17 protein-coding genes are annotated in these 17,471 nt (G+C 73.6%); 8 read left to right on the top strand and 9 right to left on the bottom strand.

Annotation, left to right across the window (positions count from 1 at the left end):
* Position 1: 1 nt before the first annotated feature.
* From F8R89_RS11800 to F8R89_RS11785, 4 genes are all read left to right on the top strand, one after another.
* Positions 2–535: a hypothetical protein gene (locus F8R89_RS11800; protein WP_383655997.1), complete on the top strand. Its 534-nt coding sequence runs from the start codon at positions 2–4 to the stop codon at positions 533–535.
* A 75-nt stretch (positions 536–610) separates the two neighbouring features.
* On the top strand, positions 611–3,826 hold the full coding sequence (locus F8R89_RS11795; protein WP_151783939.1) for a S41 family peptidase: 3,216 nt from the start codon (positions 611–613) through the stop codon (positions 3,824–3,826).
* Positions 3,827–3,929: 103 nt separating this feature from the next.
* Positions 3,930–4,283: a histidine triad nucleotide-binding protein gene (locus F8R89_RS11790; RefSeq protein WP_151783938.1), complete on the top strand. Its 354-nt coding sequence runs from the start codon at positions 3,930–3,932 to the stop codon at positions 4,281–4,283.
* A 6-nt stretch (positions 4,284–4,289) separates the two neighbouring features.
* Entirely contained in the window at positions 4,290–5,201 is a 912-nt protein-coding gene (locus F8R89_RS11785) for a ribonuclease Z (protein ID WP_151783937.1), read from the top strand.
* Here the strand turns inward: F8R89_RS11785 and F8R89_RS11780 are convergent.
* Together F8R89_RS11780 and F8R89_RS11775 are read right to left on the bottom strand one after the other, a co-directional pair.
* Positions 5,198–6,463, bottom strand: coding sequence for an MFS transporter (locus F8R89_RS11780; protein WP_151783936.1), 1,266 nt, complete (start codon positions 6,461–6,463; stop codon positions 5,198–5,200). The two genes, F8R89_RS11785 and F8R89_RS11780, sit on opposite strands and share 4 nt — an antisense overlap.
* A gap of 199 nt (positions 6,464–6,662) precedes the next feature.
* Positions 6,663–7,451: an IclR family transcriptional regulator gene (locus tag F8R89_RS11775; RefSeq protein WP_151783935.1), complete on the bottom strand. Its 789-nt coding sequence runs from the start codon at positions 7,449–7,451 to the stop codon at positions 6,663–6,665.
* Positions 7,452–7,545: 94 nt separating this feature from the next.
* Between F8R89_RS11775 and F8R89_RS11770 the strand changes: the two genes are divergently transcribed.
* Both F8R89_RS11770 and F8R89_RS11765 read left to right on the top strand, forming a co-directional pair.
* Positions 7,546–8,547 (top strand): 5-dehydro-4-deoxyglucarate dehydratase, encoded by a 1,002-nt coding sequence (locus F8R89_RS11770; RefSeq protein WP_151783934.1) that lies wholly within the window; start codon positions 7,546–7,548, stop codon positions 8,545–8,547.
* A gap of 89 nt (positions 8,548–8,636) precedes the next feature.
* Complete coding sequence (locus F8R89_RS11765; protein ID WP_151783933.1) at positions 8,637–9,794, top strand: carbohydrate kinase family protein; 1,158 nt, start codon at positions 8,637–8,639, stop codon at positions 9,792–9,794.
* 49 nt (positions 9,795–9,843) lie between these two features.
* On the opposite strand, the gene F8R89_RS11760 is transcribed toward F8R89_RS11765, so the two are convergent.
* Together F8R89_RS11760 and F8R89_RS11755 are read right to left on the bottom strand one after the other, a co-directional pair.
* Positions 9,844–10,197: a cytidine deaminase gene (locus tag F8R89_RS11760; protein ID WP_151783932.1), complete on the bottom strand. Its 354-nt coding sequence runs from the start codon at positions 10,195–10,197 to the stop codon at positions 9,844–9,846.
* 28 nt (positions 10,198–10,225) lie between these two features.
* A complete protein-coding gene (locus F8R89_RS11755) occupies positions 10,226–11,044 on the bottom strand; it encodes a helix-turn-helix transcriptional regulator (protein ID WP_151788080.1) in 819 nt (272 codons plus the stop codon).
* 148 nt (positions 11,045–11,192) lie between these two features.
* Between F8R89_RS11755 and F8R89_RS11750 the strand changes: the two genes are divergently transcribed.
* Positions 11,193–12,644 carry an MFS transporter gene (locus F8R89_RS11750; RefSeq protein WP_151783931.1) on the top strand — a complete coding sequence of 484 codons (1,452 nt, stop codon included), beginning with the start codon at positions 11,193–11,195 and terminating at the stop codon, positions 12,642–12,644.
* Here F8R89_RS11750 and F8R89_RS11745 read toward each other — a convergent pair.
* From F8R89_RS11745 to era, 5 genes are all read right to left on the bottom strand, one after another.
* Positions 12,606–12,965, bottom strand: coding sequence for an MmcQ/YjbR family DNA-binding protein (locus F8R89_RS11745; RefSeq protein ID WP_151783930.1), 360 nt, complete (start codon positions 12,963–12,965; stop codon positions 12,606–12,608). The genes F8R89_RS11750 and F8R89_RS11745 overlap by 39 nt on opposite strands.
* Positions 12,962–14,269, bottom strand: a complete 1,308-nt coding sequence (locus F8R89_RS11740; RefSeq protein ID WP_151783929.1) for a hemolysin family protein — start codon at positions 14,267–14,269, stop codon at positions 12,962–12,964. The genes F8R89_RS11745 and F8R89_RS11740 overlap by 4 nt, the downstream gene beginning before the upstream one ends.
* Positions 14,266–14,763, bottom strand: a complete 498-nt coding sequence (gene ybeY, locus F8R89_RS11735) for an rRNA maturation RNase YbeY (protein WP_062669419.1) — start codon at positions 14,761–14,763, stop codon at positions 14,266–14,268. The genes F8R89_RS11740 and ybeY overlap by 4 nt, the downstream gene beginning before the upstream one ends.
* A 13-nt stretch (positions 14,764–14,776) precedes the next feature.
* A complete protein-coding gene (locus tag F8R89_RS11730; protein ID WP_151783928.1) occupies positions 14,777–15,850 on the bottom strand; it encodes a PhoH family protein in 1,074 nt (357 codons plus the stop codon).
* Positions 15,851–16,002: 152 nt separating this feature from the next.
* Positions 16,003–16,962, bottom strand: coding sequence for a GTPase Era (era, locus tag F8R89_RS11725; protein WP_151783927.1), 960 nt, complete (start codon positions 16,960–16,962; stop codon positions 16,003–16,005).
* A gap of 169 nt (positions 16,963–17,131) precedes the next feature.
* Here era and F8R89_RS11720 point away from each other — a divergent pair, with 169 nt between their 5' ends.
* Positions 17,132–17,470 (top strand): P-II family nitrogen regulator, encoded by a 339-nt coding sequence (locus F8R89_RS11720; RefSeq protein WP_151783926.1) that lies wholly within the window; start codon positions 17,132–17,134, stop codon positions 17,468–17,470.
* Position 17,471: the final 1 nt, after the last annotated feature.

Here is a 17,471-nt window from a genome sequence, read left to right as displayed (position 1 = left end):
CATGGGGGTTTCGCACAGGATCCGGGGCCGTGCGGCGCGAGGGGTCGCCGTGACGGCGCTCGCCGCGCTGGGAGCCGGCGGTATGACCGCCTGCGATCCGGGCGGCCTGAGCGCCGCGTCCGTGGCGTTCACGACCGACCAGACCGTCACCAAGGAGCTGGAGCGGCAGAAGGCCGACGTCCAGTGGCTCAACTGCACCGGCTCCTACGACGGCGGCAGCGGCGGGAGTTCGCCGAGGGCCGACGAGCGGACGGTCGTCAAGGTGGACTGCGAGGGCGAGACCTCCGACGGCAAGGACATCACCGTCACCGGCCGCATCACGCGGGCCGTCAGCGGCTCCTGCGTACGTGGCGACCTCGTGGCGAAGGTCGGCGGCAAGCAGTGGTTCCACGTCAACGGCCTCGGCAGGTGCGACGCCACGCCGTCCCCGGTGGGGCCCGGCGACGGCGGGCGGCCCGGCCCGACCGTCACCGTGACCGTCACGAAGACCGTCTACTGCCAACAGCGCCCGAACTGCTGGCCGGAGGGCAAGTGAACGGTCGGCCACCGGACCGTGGGGAATGGCCCCGAAGCCCTGTCCGCGGCCCCCACCCTTCCCTAGGGTGATCGCGTGACACAGCCCGCGACCTCCACCCCGGTCCCGCCCGCCTATCTGCGCCACCCGCATCTGCACGGCGACCTCGTCGCGTTCACCGCGGAGGACGACGTCTGGCTCGCCCCGCTCGACGGCGGCCGCGCCTGGCGGGTCAGCGCCGACAACGTCCCCGTCACCTCGCCGCGCATCTCGCCCGACGGCACGACCGTCGCCTGGACGTCCACCCGCGACGGGGCGCCCGAGGTGCACATCGCGCCGGTCGACGGCGGCCCCTCCACCCGCCTCACCCACTGGGGCAGCCAGCGCACCCGGGTGCGCGGCTGGACGCCGGACGGCCGGGTCCTCGCCATCAGCACCTGGGGCCAGGGCGGCAGCCGCCGCACCTGGGCGCACGCCGTCCCGCTGGACGGCGGCCCCGCCACCACCCTGCCGTACGGACCCGTCGGTGACGTCGTGCACGGGCCGCGCCTGCTGCTCGCCTCCGCGCCGATGGGGCTGGAGGCCGCCCGCTGGAAGCGCTACCGGGGCGGCACCGCGGGCAAGCTGTGGATCGACCGGGAGGGCGACGGCGACTTCGTCCGGCTGCACGAGGACCTCGACGGGAACCTGGAGTGCCCCCTGTGGGCGGGCGACCGGGTCGCGTTCCTCTCCGACCACGAGGGCGTCGGCGCCGTGTACTCCTCCCTCGCCGACGGCTCCGACCTGCGCCGGCACACACCCGTCGACGGCTTCTACGCCCGGCACGCCTCCGGGGACGGCACCCGCGTCGTCTACGCGAGCGCCGGTGAGCTGTGGCTGCTGGACGACCTGGACACGGCCGAGCCGCGCCGCCTCGGCGTCCGGCTCGGCGGGCAGCGCACCGACCGCCGGCCGTACCTCCTGAACGCCGCCCGCTGGTTCGGCTCCGCGTCCCCCGACCACACCGCGCGCGGCAGCGCGGTCGCCGTCCGCGGCAGCGTCCACTGGGTCACCCACCGCTCCGGCCCCGCCCGCGCGCTCGCCGCCGAGCCCGGCGTCCGCGCCCGGCTGCCGCGCACCTTCCGCGCGGACGGCGAGGAGTGGGTGGTGTGGGTGACGGACGCGGAGGGCGAGGACGCCCTTGAGTTCGCCCCCGCGACCGGCCTCGCGCCCGGCGCCACCCCGCGCCGGCTCGCCGCCGGACGGCTCGGCCGGGTGCTGGAGCTGGCCGTGGCGCCCGACGGCAGCCGGGCCGCGGTCGCCGCGCACGACGGACGGCTCCTGTTCGTCGAGCGGGAGAGCGGCGAGGTCCGCGAGGTGGACCGCAGCGCCGACGGCCCCGTCTCGGGGCTGGTGTTCTCGCCGGACTCGGCCTGGCTGGCCTGGGCGCACCCCGGCCCCGACCCGCTGTCCCAGCTGAAGCTCGCCAACACCACCGACCTGTCGGTGTCCGAGGCGACCCCGCTGCGGTTCCGGGACTACGCGCCCGCGTTCACGCTCGACGGCAAGCACCTGGCGTTCCTGTCCACCCGGGCCTTCGACCCCGTCTACGACGAGCACGTCTTCGACCTGGCGTTCGTCGTGGGCTCACGGCCGCACCTGATCACCCTCGCCGCGACCACGCCGTCCCCGTTCGGCCCGCAGCGGCACGGGCGGGCCTTCGACGCCCCGGACAAGGACGAGACCCCCGACAGCGAGGGCACCCCGGCCACCCGGATCGACCTGGAGGGGCTCGCCGACCGGATCGTGCCGTTCCCGGTCGAGGCCGCCCGCTACGGGCATCTGCGGGCCGCCAAGGACGGGGTGCTGTGGCTGCGGCACCCGGTGCGCGGCGTGCTCGGCGCGGCCCGGGCCGGACTCGACGACCCCGAGCCGAAGACCGAGCTGGAGCGCTACGACCTCGTGCGGCGGCGCGTGGAGCATCTCGCCGACGACGCCGACCACTTCGAGGTCAGCGGTGACGGCAAACGGGTGCTGCTGTGGACGGACGGGCGGCTCAGGGTCGTCCCGAGCGACCGGCGCCCCTCCGGCGACGAGGACGGCGACTCCAACGTCGCCGTGGATCTCGGCCGGGTGCGGCAGCGCGTCGACCCGTCGGCGGAGTGGCGGCAGATGTTCGAGGAGACCGGCCGCATCATGCGCGACCACTTCTGGCGGGCCGACATGAACGGCGTGGACTGGGCGGGCGTCCTCGACCGCTACCGGCCGCTGCTGGACCGGGTGGCCACCCACGACGACCTGGTCGACCTGCTGTGGGAGGTGCAGGGCGAACTGGGCACCTCGCACGCGTACGTCGGCGGGCACGGGCACGGCGGCGGCCCCGGGCAGGGCCTGCTCGGCGCCGACATCTCGCGCCATGAGGACGGCAGTTGGCGGATCGACCGGATCCTGCCGTCGGAGACCTCCGACCCGGAGGCCCGGGCTCCGCTGGCCGCGCCGGGTGTCGCGGTGCGCCCCGGTGACGCGATCGCCGCGGTGGCCGGGGTGCCGGTGGACCCGGTGACCGGGCCAGGGCCGCTGCTCGTCGGCACCGCGGGCAAACCGGTGGAGCTGACGGTCTCACCGGCCGGCGGCGGGGACGCCCGGCACACCGTCGTCGTGCCGGTCGCCGACGAGCAGCCGCTGCGCTACCACGCGTGGGTCGCGGACCGGCGGGCGTACGTCCACGAGCGGTCCGGCGGCCGGCTCGGCTATCTGCACGTGCCCGACATGCAGGCGCCCGGCTGGGCCCAGATCCACCGCGACCTGCGGGTCGAGGTGGCCCGCGAGGGCCTCGTCGTGGACGTCCGGGAGAACGGCGGCGGGCACACCTCGCAGCTGGTCGTGGAGAAGCTCGCCCGGCGCATCGTCGGCTGGGAACTGCCGCGCGGCATGCGGCCGTACAGCTATCCGCTGGACGCGCCGCGCGGTCCCGTGGTGGCCGTGGCGAACGAGTTCTCCGGCTCCGACGGCGACATCGTCAACGCGGCCATCAAGGCGCTCGGGCTCGGGCCGGTCGTCGGCACCCGCACCTGGGGCGGGGTCATCGGCATCGACAGCCGGTACCACCTGGTCGACGGCACCCTGGTCACCCAGCCCAAGTACGCCATCTGGCTGGAGGGGTACGGCTGGGACGTGGAGAACCACGGGGTCGACCCGGACGTGGAGGTCGTCCAACGCCCGCAGGACTGGGCGGCGGGCCGGGACGCCCAGCTCGACGAGGCGATCCGGATCGCGCTGGAGGCGCTGGAGACCACGCCCGCGAAGACTCCGCCCACCCTGCCCGAGCGCTGAGGGACCGCCGAGGGACCGCCGCGCGATCACCCTCCGCGCGGCGGCACCCGGCGGCGATACGATGCCCCGGTCACACCGTCGCCGTCCAACGCCCGGAGGGACCATGGCTGGGGAGCCGCAGGACGACTGCCTGTTCTGCAAGATCGTCGCGGGGCATGTCCCGGCGACCATCGTGCGGGAGACCGAGACGACCGTCGCCTTCCGCGACATCAACCCGCAGGCGCCCACCCACGTCCTGATCATCCCCAGGGCCCACTACAAGGACGCGGCCGCGCTCGCCACCGCCGAACCGGCGCTCGCCGCCGACCTCCTGCGCGAGGCCCAGGCCGTGGCGGACGAGGAGAAGCTGGACAGCTACCGCATCGTGTTCAACACGGGTGCGGGCGCCGGCCAGACGGTCTTCCACACGCACGCCCACGTCCTCGGCGGCCGCGGTCTCGAGTGGCCCCCCGGATAGGCCGTCGTGTCCGTCCGTGAACTGGTCGTCCTCGGGACGGCGAGCCAGGTCCCGACCCGGCACCGCAACCACAACGGCTATGTGCTGCGCTGGGACGGCGAGGGCATCCTGTTCGACCCCGGCGAGGGCACCCAGCGGCAGATGCTGCGGGCCGGGGTCGCCGCCCACGACCTGAACCGGATCTGTGTCACCCACTTCCACGGCGACCACTCGCTGGGACTCGCCGGGGTGATCCAGCGGATCAACCTGGACCGGGTGCCGCACCCCGTCACCGCCCACTACCCGCGCTCCGGGCAGCGTTTCTTCGACCGGCTGCGGTACGCCACGGCCTACCGGGAGACCGTCGAGATCACCCAGGCCCCGGTCGACGCCGACGGGCCGGTCGCCGACACCGGCGCGTACACGCTGCACACCGCCCGGCTGTCGCACCCCGTCGAGTCGTACGGCTACCGCCTGGTCGAGCCCGACGGCCGCCGGATGCTGCCCGAGCTGCTCGCCGCGCACGGCGTGAGGGGCCCGGACGTCGGCCGGCTCCAGCGGGACGGCGTGCTCGGCGGGGTCACGCTCGACGATGTCAGCGAGGTCCGGCGCGGCCAGCGGTTCGCGTTCGTCATGGACACCCGGCTGTGCGACGGGGTGTACGCCCTCGCCGACGGCTGCGACATGCTCGTCATCGAGTCCACGTTCCTGGACGAGGACGTCGCCCTCGCCGAGGAGCACGGGCATCTGACCGCCGGTCAGGCCGCCCGCGTGGCGCTCGACGCCGGGGTGGGGCACCTGGTGCTCACCCACTTCAGCCAGCGCTACACCGACCCCGCGGAGTTCGAGCGGCAGGCGCGGGCCGCCGGTTTCGACGGCGACCTGACCGTGGCTCACGACCTGCTGAGGGTCCCCCTCCCCAAGCGCCGCACCCCCTAGCTGGCGGGGGCCAGGCGCTCCGGGGCGGCCGGGACGGCCTCGGTGGTGTCCAGCGGGATGGCGACGACCTCGACGTCCGCGGCCGTGGCCGGCTCCGGAGTGCGGCGGCCCAGCGCCACCACCGTCAGCGGCACGGCGACCAGCAGCAGCCCCGCCGCGAGGATCACGCCCATCACCGGGAAGCCCGCCCCGGCCGACAGCACGCTCCCGGTGAGCGGGCCCGCGGCCGTGCCCAGCGACGACGCCGAGCCGACGAGCACCGCCCAGCGGCCCCGGCCGTCGAGGGAGGCGGCCAGGCCGATGACGTACGACAGCACGATCGGGTAGACCGTGTTCCAGGCGATCTCGCCGGTCGCGAACGTCGTCAGGTCCGTCGCGGACGCGCTCAGCGCGATGCACACGGCGATGAGGACGGTGCCGCCGCCGACGGGCAGCGCGCGGCCGAGCCGGGGCCCGAGCGCGCCCGCCCCGGTCACCCCGAGCAGCCCGGCGCCCAGCGCCACGGCGAACACCGCGCCCACGGCGGCCTCCGTCAGGTGCGCCTGGTTCAGGCCGATCCGGCCGCTGACGCCCCACAGGGAGTTCTGCGCGAGGGACCACAGGAGCATGCAGCCGGCGAGGATCAGGCCGTGCCGACGATGCGGGAGCGGGGCCGGGGGCCGCACCGCGGCCGACTCCGACGGGACCTCGGCGGCGGTGAGCCGGCCGGTGAGCGGCCACACCGCGAGCGCGGTGAGCGCGATCGCCGCCAGCGGCCGGTCGTGGCCGGGACCGAGGTGCGGGACCGTCAGATAGAGGGCGCCCGCGAGGGCGGAGACCCCGAGCAGGCCCGCGGTGGTGACCCGGTGCGGGTCGGTGCGCCAGGTCCCGCGTCCCGTCCGGGCCGGGTCCGCCCCGAGGGCGGCGATCCGGGTGGCGGCGACCGCGGTGACGGTGCCCGACCCGAGGCCGCCGGCCATGACGCCGAGGACGACGGCCGGTACGGCGTGCGCGAGCGCGGCCCCGCCGTAGCCGAACAGGGCCAGGGCCAGCCCGGTCCGGGCGAGGCGGCGCGCGCCGAGGCGTTCGACGCGGGAGGCCAGCAGGAAGCCGGCCGCCGCCGAACTCAGCAGCAGGGCACTGCCGATGGCGCCGGCCTGGGTCGGGGTGAGCGGAAGGCCCGAGTCGAGCCGGCCGACGACGGTCGGCAGCAGATACGGGGCGAGGTACCCGGCCGTGAAGAGGGCGACGAGGGGCCAGGGGGTGGTGCGAGGGGCGAACACGGGCGTTCCCAGGGCATGCGAAAGGAAAGGCACGGAAGGGGGAGGGGCGCAGGCCGTCGACGGACAGGAACGCGCGGGCAATTTGTATCAAGCACGGAGACGTGCGAAGAAGGCCGGGCGGTGTGATCTGAGGCACGTTCCGTTTGGAGCGGGTGAAGCGGGGTAGCAGCGGTGCCTCATCAGGCCCCGCCGGCGCCTCTCACCTGCGCCAGTGCACCGTGCCGCCCGCCGCTCCGGGGGCCGTCGCCTCGATCTTCGTCCGGATCTCCCGCATCACCGCGACGATCCGCTCCTCGTGGCGGGGCGACCAGCGGGCCACCGGCACCGAGCAGCTGATCGCGTCCTGCGCGGGGGTGTCGTAGCGCAGGGCGAAACCGAGGCCGATGATGCCGGGGACGCTCTCCTCGCGGTCCACCGACCAGCCGCGTGCGCGCACCTCGGCGAGGTCGGCGGCCAGGGACGCGCGCGTGGTGTGGGTGTGGGGCGTCAGCGCCGGATACGGGCCCTCGGGGAGGGCGGAGTCGGGGCGTTCGGCGAGCAGCGCCTTGCCCAGGGCGCCCGCGTGGGCCGGGAGGCGGCGGCCGACCCGGCTGAGGGTGCGCGGGTACGTGTGCGACTCGCGGGTGGCCAGATAGGCGACGTCCGGGCCGTCCAGCCGGGCCAGGTGGACCGTCTCGCCGAGCGCCTGCGACGCCTCGTCGAGATAGGGCCGGACGAGACGGACGCGCGGGTCGGAGTCGAGGTAGTTGGTACCGGTCAGCAGGGCGTGGATGCCGATGCCGTACAGGGAGCCGGTGACGTCGGTGCGTACCCAGCCCCGTGCGATCAGGGTCTGGAGCAGGGCGTACATGGAGCTGCGCGGCACGGCGAGGGCGTCGGCGAGCTCCTGGAGGCGGGCCGGGCGGTCCCCGCGCGCGGCGAGGAGTTCCAGCAGCTCGACCGTGCGCGCCGCGGACTTCACCTCGCGGACGCCGCCTGTATCCGACATGGGGCGATCGTAATCGGCGGGTCCGGCCGTTGACGGTCCGCCGTTCACGCACCTAATCTGCGTTCTCATACATGGACGGCATTCACAAGGGGAGATGATCGGCGTGGGCCTCGCCACGAGCACGGACAACGACACGGACACCGACACGGACACGGCCGGCGAACGGGCCACGGACACCGTCGGACGGCTGCGGGACGGCATGGCCCGCGGTGTGCTGTCCTTCCCGCTCACGAGCTTCCACGCCGACGGCTCGCTCGACGAGGACGGCTTCCGCGCGCACCTGGCCGTCCAGCTGGCGTCCGGACCGGGCGCCGTCTTCCCGGCCTGCGGCACCGGCGAGTTCTTCTCCCTGGACGAGGACGAGTACCGGGCCGTCGTCACCGCCGCCGTCGAGGAGACCGCCGGACGCGTGCCCGTCGTCGCCGGCGTCGGCTACGGCTGGGCGCAGGCCGCCCGGTTCGCCCGCGTCGCCGAGGAGGCCGGCGCCGACGCCCTCCTCGTGCTGCCCCACTACCTCGTCGCCGCCCCGCAGGACGGCCTCGTCGCCCAGCTGGAGGCGCTCGCCGCCCGGACCCGGCTGCCGCTCATCGCCTACCAGCGCGGACCGGTCGCCTACAGCCCCGACGCGCTGCGCCGCATCGCCCGAGTCCCCGGGGTCGTCGGCCTCAAGGACGGCCACGGCGACCTCGACCGGCTCCAGCGCCTCACCCTCGCCGCCCCCGAGGGCTTCCTGTTCTTCAACGGCGCCTCCACCGCAGAACTCCAGGCCCGCGCCTACGCCGCCGTCGGCGTCCCCGCCTACTCCTCCGCCGTCCACGCCTTCGCCCCCGAGATCGCGAACGCCTTCTTCGCCGCGCTCCGGGACGGCGACGACGGCACCACCACCGCCCTGCTGCGCGACTTCTACGGCCCGCTCGCCGGGATCCGCGACCGCGTGCCCGGCTACGCCGTGTCCCTGGTCAAGGCCGCCGCCCGGCTGCGCGGGCGCCCTGTCGGGCCGGTCCGCGCCCCGCTGACCGACCCGTCCCCCGCCGACCTGGCCGAGCTGCGCGCCCTCCTCGGCACCGGGCTCGCCGTCGTGGGCGCGACCCCGTGACCTGACGGTCGCGCCGGGCGGGGAACACGTGGCGTTGTCCGTGGCGTGGTGCACACTGGCCAGATCAGGACCACGCCAGGGAGCGCACCGTGACCACGCCCACCGCGCCCACCGGAGAGGGACCCGCGCCGCAGGGGCCGCCGCCCCCGGTCAAAGGGCCGTACCGGCGGGCCCAAGTCGACCCCCTCGCGGGCCTGCGGGAGCCCGCCGACCCGCCCTGGGACGTGTATCTGACCGGCACGGTCTTCCTCGACATCATCTTCACCGGCCTCGACTCGGCCCCGGTGCGCGGCACCGAGTCCTGGGCGCGCGGCATGGGCTCCAGCCCCGGCGGCGTGGCCAACATGGCGACCGCGCTCGCCCGCCTCGGCCTGAAGACGTCCCTCGCCGCGGCCTTCGGCGACGACCACTACGGCGACTACTGCTGGGACGCGCTGGAGCAGGGCGAGGGCATCGACCTCTCGCCCTCGCGCACGGTCCCCGGCTGGCACTCCCCGGTCACCGTCTCCATGGCGTACGAGGGGGAGCGCACCATGGTCTCCCACGGGCACGAACCGCCCCCGGAGGAACCCGCGCCGGACTGCCCGCCCCGCGCCCGGGCCGCCGTCGCCTCCCTGGTCCCCGGCACCCGGGCCCCCTGGATCGCGCAGGCCGCGAGCAAGGGCACCCGGGTCTTCGCCGACGTCGGCTGGGACGACACCGGCGCCTGGGACCTGGCGGGACTCGCCGACCTGGAGCACTGCGAGGCGTTCCTGCCCAACGCCGAGGAGGCCATGCGGTACACCCGCACACGGTCCCCGCGGGAGGCCGCCCACGCCCTCACCGAGCATGTGCCGGTCGCCGTGGTCACCCTCGGCGCGGAGGGCGCGTACGCGGTCGACGGGCGGACCGGCGAGACGGCCGTCGTGCCCGCGATCGCCGTCGAGGCGCTGGACCCGACCGGCGCGGGCGACGTCTTCGTGGCCGGGTTCGTCACCGGCACCCTCGCGGGCTGGCCGCTCGCCGACCGCCTCGCCTTCGCCGGACTGACCGCCGCCCTCTCCGTCCAGGAGTTCGGCGGCTCCCTGTCGGCGCCGGGCTGGGCGGAGATCGGCGCCTGGTGGCGCCAGGTCCGCTCCCTGGAGAGCCAGGACCGCGAGGCCCTGCGCCGCTACGCGTTCCTAGCGGACCTGGTGCCGGAGGACGCGGGCCGCCCCTGGCCACTACGCCGAGCGGTCCCGACGATCGGCTTCCGCCGCTCGGCGTGAGGGGGGCGCGGGCCTGAGCGAGTCGCTCGGCCCGACCGGCGGATCGGTCTCAGTCCGCCTGGACCGTCGTGTGTACCGTGCCGTCCGGGCCCGCCACCAGGACCGGGGTGCCGGGGCCGCCCAGGTCGCGTACCGCCGCCAGGTCCTCGGTGCGGGCGGCCGCGTCCTCGGTCACGATCGCCGCCGCCTCCAGGGACTGCGCGCCCGACGCCACCGCCATCGCCACCGCCGTGCGCAGCGCGCTCAGCTTCAGGGAGTCCAGGGCGACGGTTCCGGCGACGTACGTCCGGCCGGTCTCGTCGCGTACGGCCGCGCCCTCGGGCACGCCGTTGCGGGCCCGCGCGGAACGGGCCAGGGTGACGATCTTGCGGTCCTCGGGGTCGAGCGCGTTGCTGTCGGTCATGATCCGAGCATACGGAGCACCGGCGGACTCACCCGGCCACGGGGTACATCGCCCCGCGCCGCGCCTCCGGCGAGGCCAGCCACCGCAGCTTCGCCGCCGTCGCCTCGTCCAGCGGGGTGTGCAGCACGATCGACAGATCCGGGCGCACCGGCATCTGCATCACGCTCGACTCCATCGTCAGCACCCCGACCAGCGGATGGTCCAGCTCCTTGCGGATCTGCCCCGCATCCTCGATGTCCCGCCGCTCCCACAGCTCCGCGAACTCCGGGCTGGACGCCCGCGCCTCGGCCAGCACCTCCTGGAACCCCTCGTCGTCGGGGTTGGCCATGCACAGGGCGCGGAACTGGGCGACGACCGTCGAGGCGTTCTCCTCCCAACTCCGGGACCGAACGCGGTACATGGGGTCCGTGAAGAAGTCGATCAGGCAGTTCCAGCGCAGACCCGGCCGCATGCCCAGTACGGTCGAGGCGGCCTCGTTGTACATCACGCCGTTGTAGTAACGGTCCATGATGTGCGCCGGGTTCGGCATCCACGTGTCGATCAGCCGCCGCAGGCCCTCGCACATCTCCCGCTTGTCCGGGGCGACTTCGGCCGCCGGCGGGTTGAGCCCGGCCAGCACGTACAGATGCCGGCGCTCGGCGTTGCTCAGCCGCAGCACCCGCGCCACGGAGTCCAGGACCTGCGGGGAGACCGAGATGTCCCGGCCCTGCTCCAGCCACTGGTACCAGGAGGCGCCCACGCCCGCGAGCACGGCGACCTCCTCGCGCCGCAGCCCCGGAGTGCGGCGCCGCGCACCGCCGTCGGGCAGCCCGGCCTCGCCCGGGGAGACCCGGGCCCTCCTGCTCATCAGGAACTCGCGCAGCTCGCGCCGCCGATGACTCTTCAGCGTGCCCCCGGACACGTGCCGATCCCCCCTGTCACGCCGGCTGGTGGTGCCACCACCAGGACAACTTGCCGCTCCCCACGACTATTCCGCGACCCCGAAGCTCATGTCCATGGCGATCGACACCGACCTCACCCGCACCAAGTCCCCAGCGCCCGGCACCCCCCGGATGTCGCGGCGCGACAAGCTCGTCCTGTTCGTCCTGTGCGCCGCCCAGTTCATGGTGGCCCTCGACTTCTCCGTCCTGAACGTCGCCCTGCCCGTCCTCGGGGCCGACCTCGGCATGGACCGGTCGGCGCTCCAGTGGGCGGTCACCGCGTTCGCCCTGCCGTCCGGCGGCTTCCTGCTCCTGTTCGGCCGCATCGGCGACCTGTTCGGCCGCCGCCGCCTCTTCCTCACCGGGCTCGGCCTGTTCGCCGCGGCCTCCGTGCTCGCGACCCTCGCCTGGGACCCGGCGTCCTTCCTCGCCGGACGGGCCCTGCAGGGCCTCGGCGCCGCCATGATCGTGCCGACCGGCATGTCCCTGCTGACGACGACCTTCGCCGAGGGCCCCGCCCGCGACCGGGCGCTCGGCATCTCCGGCACGCTGATGTCCCTCGGCTTCACCATCGGCGTCGTCGCCGGCGGCGTCCTCACCGACACCCTCGGCTGGCGCTCCACGATGGGCCTGCTCGCCCTGTTCGCGCTGGTCGTCCTGCCCCTCGCACCCGGCCTGCTGCCGGAGTCCCGCACCCCCGCGCGGCCCCACCTGGACGTGCCCGGCGCGGTCACCGTCACCGGCGGTCTGCTGGCCCTGATCTACGCCCTGACGACCGCCGCCGACCACGGCTTCGCCCACGCCGACGTCCTCGCCACCCTCGTCCTGGGCGCCGCCCTGCTCACGGCGTTCGCGGTGATCGAGTCCCGCACCCCGGAGCCGCTGGTCTCCCTGCCGATGCTGCGCCGCCGCACGGTGGCCTGGGGCAACCTGGGGGGTCTCGTGACCTTCTCGATGATGTCGACGGTCGTCTTCGTCCTCACCCTGTACCTGCAGGGTGTCCTCGGCCTGACCGCCTGGGAGACCGGCCTCGTCTTCGGCGTCCAGGGCATCGCCTCGGTGGCCGCCGGATCGCTCACGCCGCGCTTCGTCAGCCGGCTCGGCGCACGCCGTACGCTCGTCGTCTCCCTCGCCGGACAGGGCCTGTTCACCGGCGGACTGCTGCTCCTGGACGCCGACTCCTGGTCCGTGTGGCTCGCCACGGCGGCCGTGTCGGTGGCCAGCATGTTCCACCTGGGCGCGATCATCTCCTACGGCCTGACCGTCACCTCGGGCGTCCCCGACGAGGCACAGGGCCTGGCCACCGGCCTGGTCACCTCCACCCAGCAGGTCGGCATCACCGTCGGCGTCCCACTGCTCGGCGTCCTCGCCACCACCTCCGGCGACCTGCTCGGCGGCACCCGCACGGTCATGGCGCTGGACACCGGCATCGTGCTGGCCGCCGCCGCCCTCGTCGCCGTCGGTCTGCGCACCCGCCGGACGCCGGTCTCAGGGACGGTCGAGACGCAGCCGCTCGGCACGCGGTAGACCGGCCACGACCAGGTCGTACGAGTCCTCCACGAGCTCCCGGACCAGCCGGTCCGGGAGCTCGCCGTCCACCGTCACCGTGTTCCAGTGCCGCTTGTTCATGTGGTAGCCGGGGACGACCAGGCCGGGGTGGTCGGCGCGCAGCCGCACCGCGTCCTCCGGGTCGCACTTCAGGTTCACCGTCAGGGGCCGGGCGTCCAGGTTCGTCAGCGCGAACAGCTTGCCGAGCACCTTGAAGACGGAGGTGTCCGGGTTGAACGGGAACTCCTCCACCACGGCGTCGAACGACAGGCACAGCGCCCGCAGCTCCTGAGGTGTCACTCCCGACCCGTCTCCTCCGCGGGGGCCTTCACCGGCTCCACAGGCTCCACGAGCACGGTCACGATCTTGTTCCGCCGGCCGGCCGCGGCCTCCGCCGTCAGCCGCAGCTCCCGCCCGTCGGGCAGCTCCACCGTGGACGACGCCTCGGCGATCGGCACCCGGCCCAGCGCCTTCGCGAGCAGACCGCCGACCGTCTCCACGTCCTCGTCGTCGTACTCGTCGAGGCCGTACAGCTCGCCCAGGTCGGTGATGTCCAGCCGGGCGGTCACCCGGTAGCGGTCGTCGCCGAGCACCTCCACCGGGGGCAGCTCACGGTCGTACTCGTCGGTGATCTCGCCGACGATCTCCTCGAGGATGTCCTCGATGGTGACGATGCCCGCGGTGCCGCCGTACTCGTCGATGACGACGGCGACGTGATTGCGTTCCTTCTGCATCTCGCGCAGCAGGTCACCGGCGTTCTTGGTGTCCGGCACGAAGACCGCCGGGCGCATCGCGGTGGACACCAGCTCGCTCTCCGCGTCCCGCGAGATGTGCGTCTTGCGGGCCAGGTCCTTCAGGTACACGATCCCGACCACGTCGTCCTCGCTCTCCCCGACGACCGGGATCCGGGAGAACCCGGAGCGCAGGGCGAGCGTGAGGGCCTGCCGGATCGTCTTGTACCGCTCGATCACGATCAGGTCCGTGCGCGGGACCATCACCTCGCGCACCAGGGTGTCGCCGAGCTCGAAGACCGAGTGCACCATCCGGCGCTCCTCGGCCTCGATCAGCGACTCCGCCTCCGCAAGGTCGACCAGCGCGCGCAGCTCCGCCTCGGAGGCGAAGGGGCCGCGGCGGAAGCCCTTGCCGGGGGTGAGGGCGTTGCCGACGAGGATCAGCAGCGACGGGATCGGGCCCATGATCCGCGCGAGTGGCAGCAGCACGTACGCCGCCACCGTCGCCGTGTTCAGCGGGTGCTGCCGGCCGATGGTGCGCGGCGAGACGCCGACGGCCACGTACGAGACGAGGACCATGACGCCGATGGCGACCAGCAGGGCCTGCGTCGTCCCGGAGAACTCCTGGAGGCAGGCGTACGTGACGATGGCGGCCGCCGCCATCTCGCAGGTGACGCGGACGAGCAGCGCCACGTTCAGATAGCGGGTCGGGTCGGCGGCGACCTGGGCCAGCTTCGCGCTGCCGCGCCGGCCGCCGCGGACGGCCTCCTCGGCGCGGAAGCTGGAGACGCGCGCCAGGCCCGCCTCCGCGCAGGCGGCGAGCCAGGCGACGACGACCAGGGCGATCGCGCCTGCTACGAGCGGCGCACTCATGACACGGTCGGCGCCGGGGAGGGGCCGGTCAGCCCCTTCTCCGCGCGCCAGCCGTCCACGATGGCGGCCTGCAGGCCGAACATCTCGGCCTTCTCGTCGGGCTCCTCGTGGTCGTAGCCGAGCAGATGCAGCACACCGTGGACGGTGAGCAGCTGCAGCTCCTCGTCCATGCTGTGCTGCGTGGGCGCCTCGGCGCCCTGCTTCGCGGCGACCTCCGGGCACAGCACGATGTCGCCGAGCAGCCCCTGCGGCGGCTCGTCGTCGTCCTTGGACGGGGGCCGCAGCTCGTCCATGGGGAACGACATGACATCGGTGGGCCCGGGCAGGTCCATCCACTGGATGTGGAGCTGCTCCATGGCGTCGGCGTCCACCACGATCACCGAGAGCTCGGACAGCGGGTGGATGCGCATCCGCCCCAGGGCGTAGCGGGCGATGTCGAGGATCGCCTGCTCGTCGACCTCGGTGCCGGACTCGTTGTTGACGTCGATCGACATGCTGGTGCTCGGTCTACTTCCCCTTGTGCGCGGACTTGCCCCGGTTCGGGCCCTTGTGGGTGCCGTTCTGAGTGCCGTGCGTGCTGTCGTACTTCTCGTACGCGTCGACGATACGGCCGACCAGCTTGTGCCGGACGACATCCTGCGACGACAGACGCGAGAAGTGGACGTCGTCGACGCCGTCCAGGATGTCCTGCACCTGCCGCAGACCGGACTTGGTGCCGTCCGGGAGGTCGACCTGGGTGACGTCACCGGTGATGACGATCTTCGAGTCGAAGCCCAGGCGGGTGAGGAACATCTTCATCTGCTCGGGGCTCGTGTTCTGCGCCTCGTCCAGGATGATGAAGGCGTCGTTCAGCGTGCGGCCGCGCATGTAGGCGAGCGGCGCGACCTCGATCGTCCCCGCCGCCATCAGCCGCGGGATCGAGTCGGGGTCGAGCATGTCGTGCAGCGCGTCGTACAGCGGGCGCAGATAGGGGTCGATCTTCTCGTAGAGCGTGCCCGGGAGGAAGCCCAGCCGCTCGCCCGCCTCGACCGCGGGCCGGGTCAGGATGATGCGGTTGACCTGCTTGGACTGCAGGGCCTGCACCGCCTTGGCCATGGCCAGATAGGTCTTGCCCGTACCGGCGGGGCCGATGCCGAAGACGATCGTGTGCTTGTCTATGGCGTCGACGTACCGCTTCTGGTTGAGCGTCTTGGGGCGGATGGTGCGGCCGCGCGAGGACAGGATGTTCTGCGTGAGCACCTCGGCCGGGGTCTCCTGGCCGTCCCCCTCGCCGTTGTCACTCGCTCTGAGCATGGCGATCGAGCGTTCCACTGCGTCCTCCGTCATCGGCTGCCCGGTGCGGAGCACCAGCATCATCTCGTCGAACAGGCGCTGGATGAGGGCGACCTCCGCGGCGTCGCCGACCGCGCTGATCTCATTGCCCCGGACATGGATGTCGGCCGCCGGGAAGGCCTTCTCGACCACGCGCAGCAGGGAGTCGCCGGACCCCAGCACGGTCACCATGGGGTGCTGGGCGGGGACGGTGAACTGTGCTCTCGCCTGCCCCTGCGCGGGTGTGTGAGCTGTGGGTGTCTGAGTCATGGGCCGGCTCTGAAGGCCTTGCTCGTCCTCCTCGAAACGACTCGCCCGCCACTCGGGCGGCCTGGCGTTTCCAGGGTACGCCGGGGGACCGACAACGCCGTAGGGCTTTTCCCGGGGCTGCCGTGAGAAGACGTGGGAAGAGGGGGAGGGCCTCAGAACCCCAGCTTGCGCAGCTGGCGGGGGTCCCGCTGCCAGTCCTTCGCCACCTTGACGTGCAGGTCCAGGAAGACCGGCGTGCCCAGCAGCGCCTCGATCTGCTTGCGGGACTTGATGCCGACCTCCTTCAGGCGCTTGCCCTTCGGGCCGATGATGATGCCCTTCTGGCTGGGGCGCTCGATGTAGACGAAGGCGTGGATGTCCAGCAGCGGCTTGTCGGCGGGCCGGTCCTCGCGGGGCAGCATCTCCTCCACGACGACGGCGATGGAGTGCGGCAGCTCGTCGCGGACGCCCTCGAGCGCGGCTTCGCGGATCAGCTCCGCGATCATGACCTGCTCGGGCTCGTCGGTGAGCTCGCCGTCCGGGTAGAGGGCGGGGCCCTCCGGCAGCAGCGGGACGATCAGGTCGGCCAGCAGGTCCACCTGCGTGCCGGAGACCGCCGACACCGGGATGATCTCCGCCCACTCGAAGCCCAGCTCCTTGCCGAGCTGGTCGATCGCGATGAGCTGCTCGGCGAGCGCCTTGCCCTCCACCAGGTCGGTCTTGGTGACGATCGCGATCTTCGGCGTCTTCTTGATCGACGCGAGCTCCTTGGCGATGAAGCGGTCGCCGGGACCGAGCTTCTCGTTCGCCGGGAGGCAGAAGCCGATCACGTCGACCTCGGCCCAGGTGGTGCGGACGACGTCGTTCAGGCGCTCGCCCAGCAGGGTGCGCGGCTTGTGCAGCCCGGGGGTGTCCACCAGGATCAGCTGCGCGTCCGGCCGGTGCACGATGCCACGCACGGTGTGCCGCGTGGTCTGCGGCTGGTTTGCGGTGATCGCCACCTTCTGGCCGACCAGAGCATTCGTCAGCGTGGACTTGCCCGCGTTGGGACGGCCCACGAAGCAGGCGAAGCCCGCGCGGTGCGGGGCCTCGGACGGGGCCGACGACTCGGAGGACTTGCTGCGAACGCTCATGGCGCCCATTGTCCCTGATCCCCGGAGCGCCGCCGCACACCAGGACCCTCCCGTGCCCTTACGCCGCGCGCCGCGGAGCGCCTACGATCACGGGGCCCGGCGCCCCAGGCGCCCCCCGCCCCCACACGCCCCGTGTCCGCCACCCCGCCCGGAAGGCCTCCCAGCAGGCATGAAGCTGATCACCGCGGTCGTCAAGCCGTACCGGCTCGACGAGGTCAAGAGCGCCCTGCGGGAGCTCGGCGTGCACGGTCTGACCGTGACGGAGGCGAGCGGCCACGGCCGCCAGCGCGGGCACACCGAGGTGTACCGGGGCGCCGAGTACCAGGTCGACCTGGTGCCGAAGACACGGATCGAGGTGGTCGTCGAGGACGCGGTCGCCGACGACGTCGTCGAGGCCGTCCTCGAGGCCGCGCACACGGGGAAGATCGGCGACGGCAAGGTCTGGGTGCTGCCCGTCGAGACCGTCGTCCGGGTCCGCACCGGCGAGCGCGGCCCCGACGCCCTGTAGT

It is taken from the genome of Streptomyces sp. SS1-1 (assembly GCF_008973465.1).
Classification (GTDB): domain Bacteria; phylum Actinomycetota; class Actinomycetes; order Streptomycetales; family Streptomycetaceae; genus Streptomyces.
The sequence above is the reverse complement of the archived record's forward strand: the minus strand, read 5'-3'. Positions and strand labels throughout refer to the sequence as shown.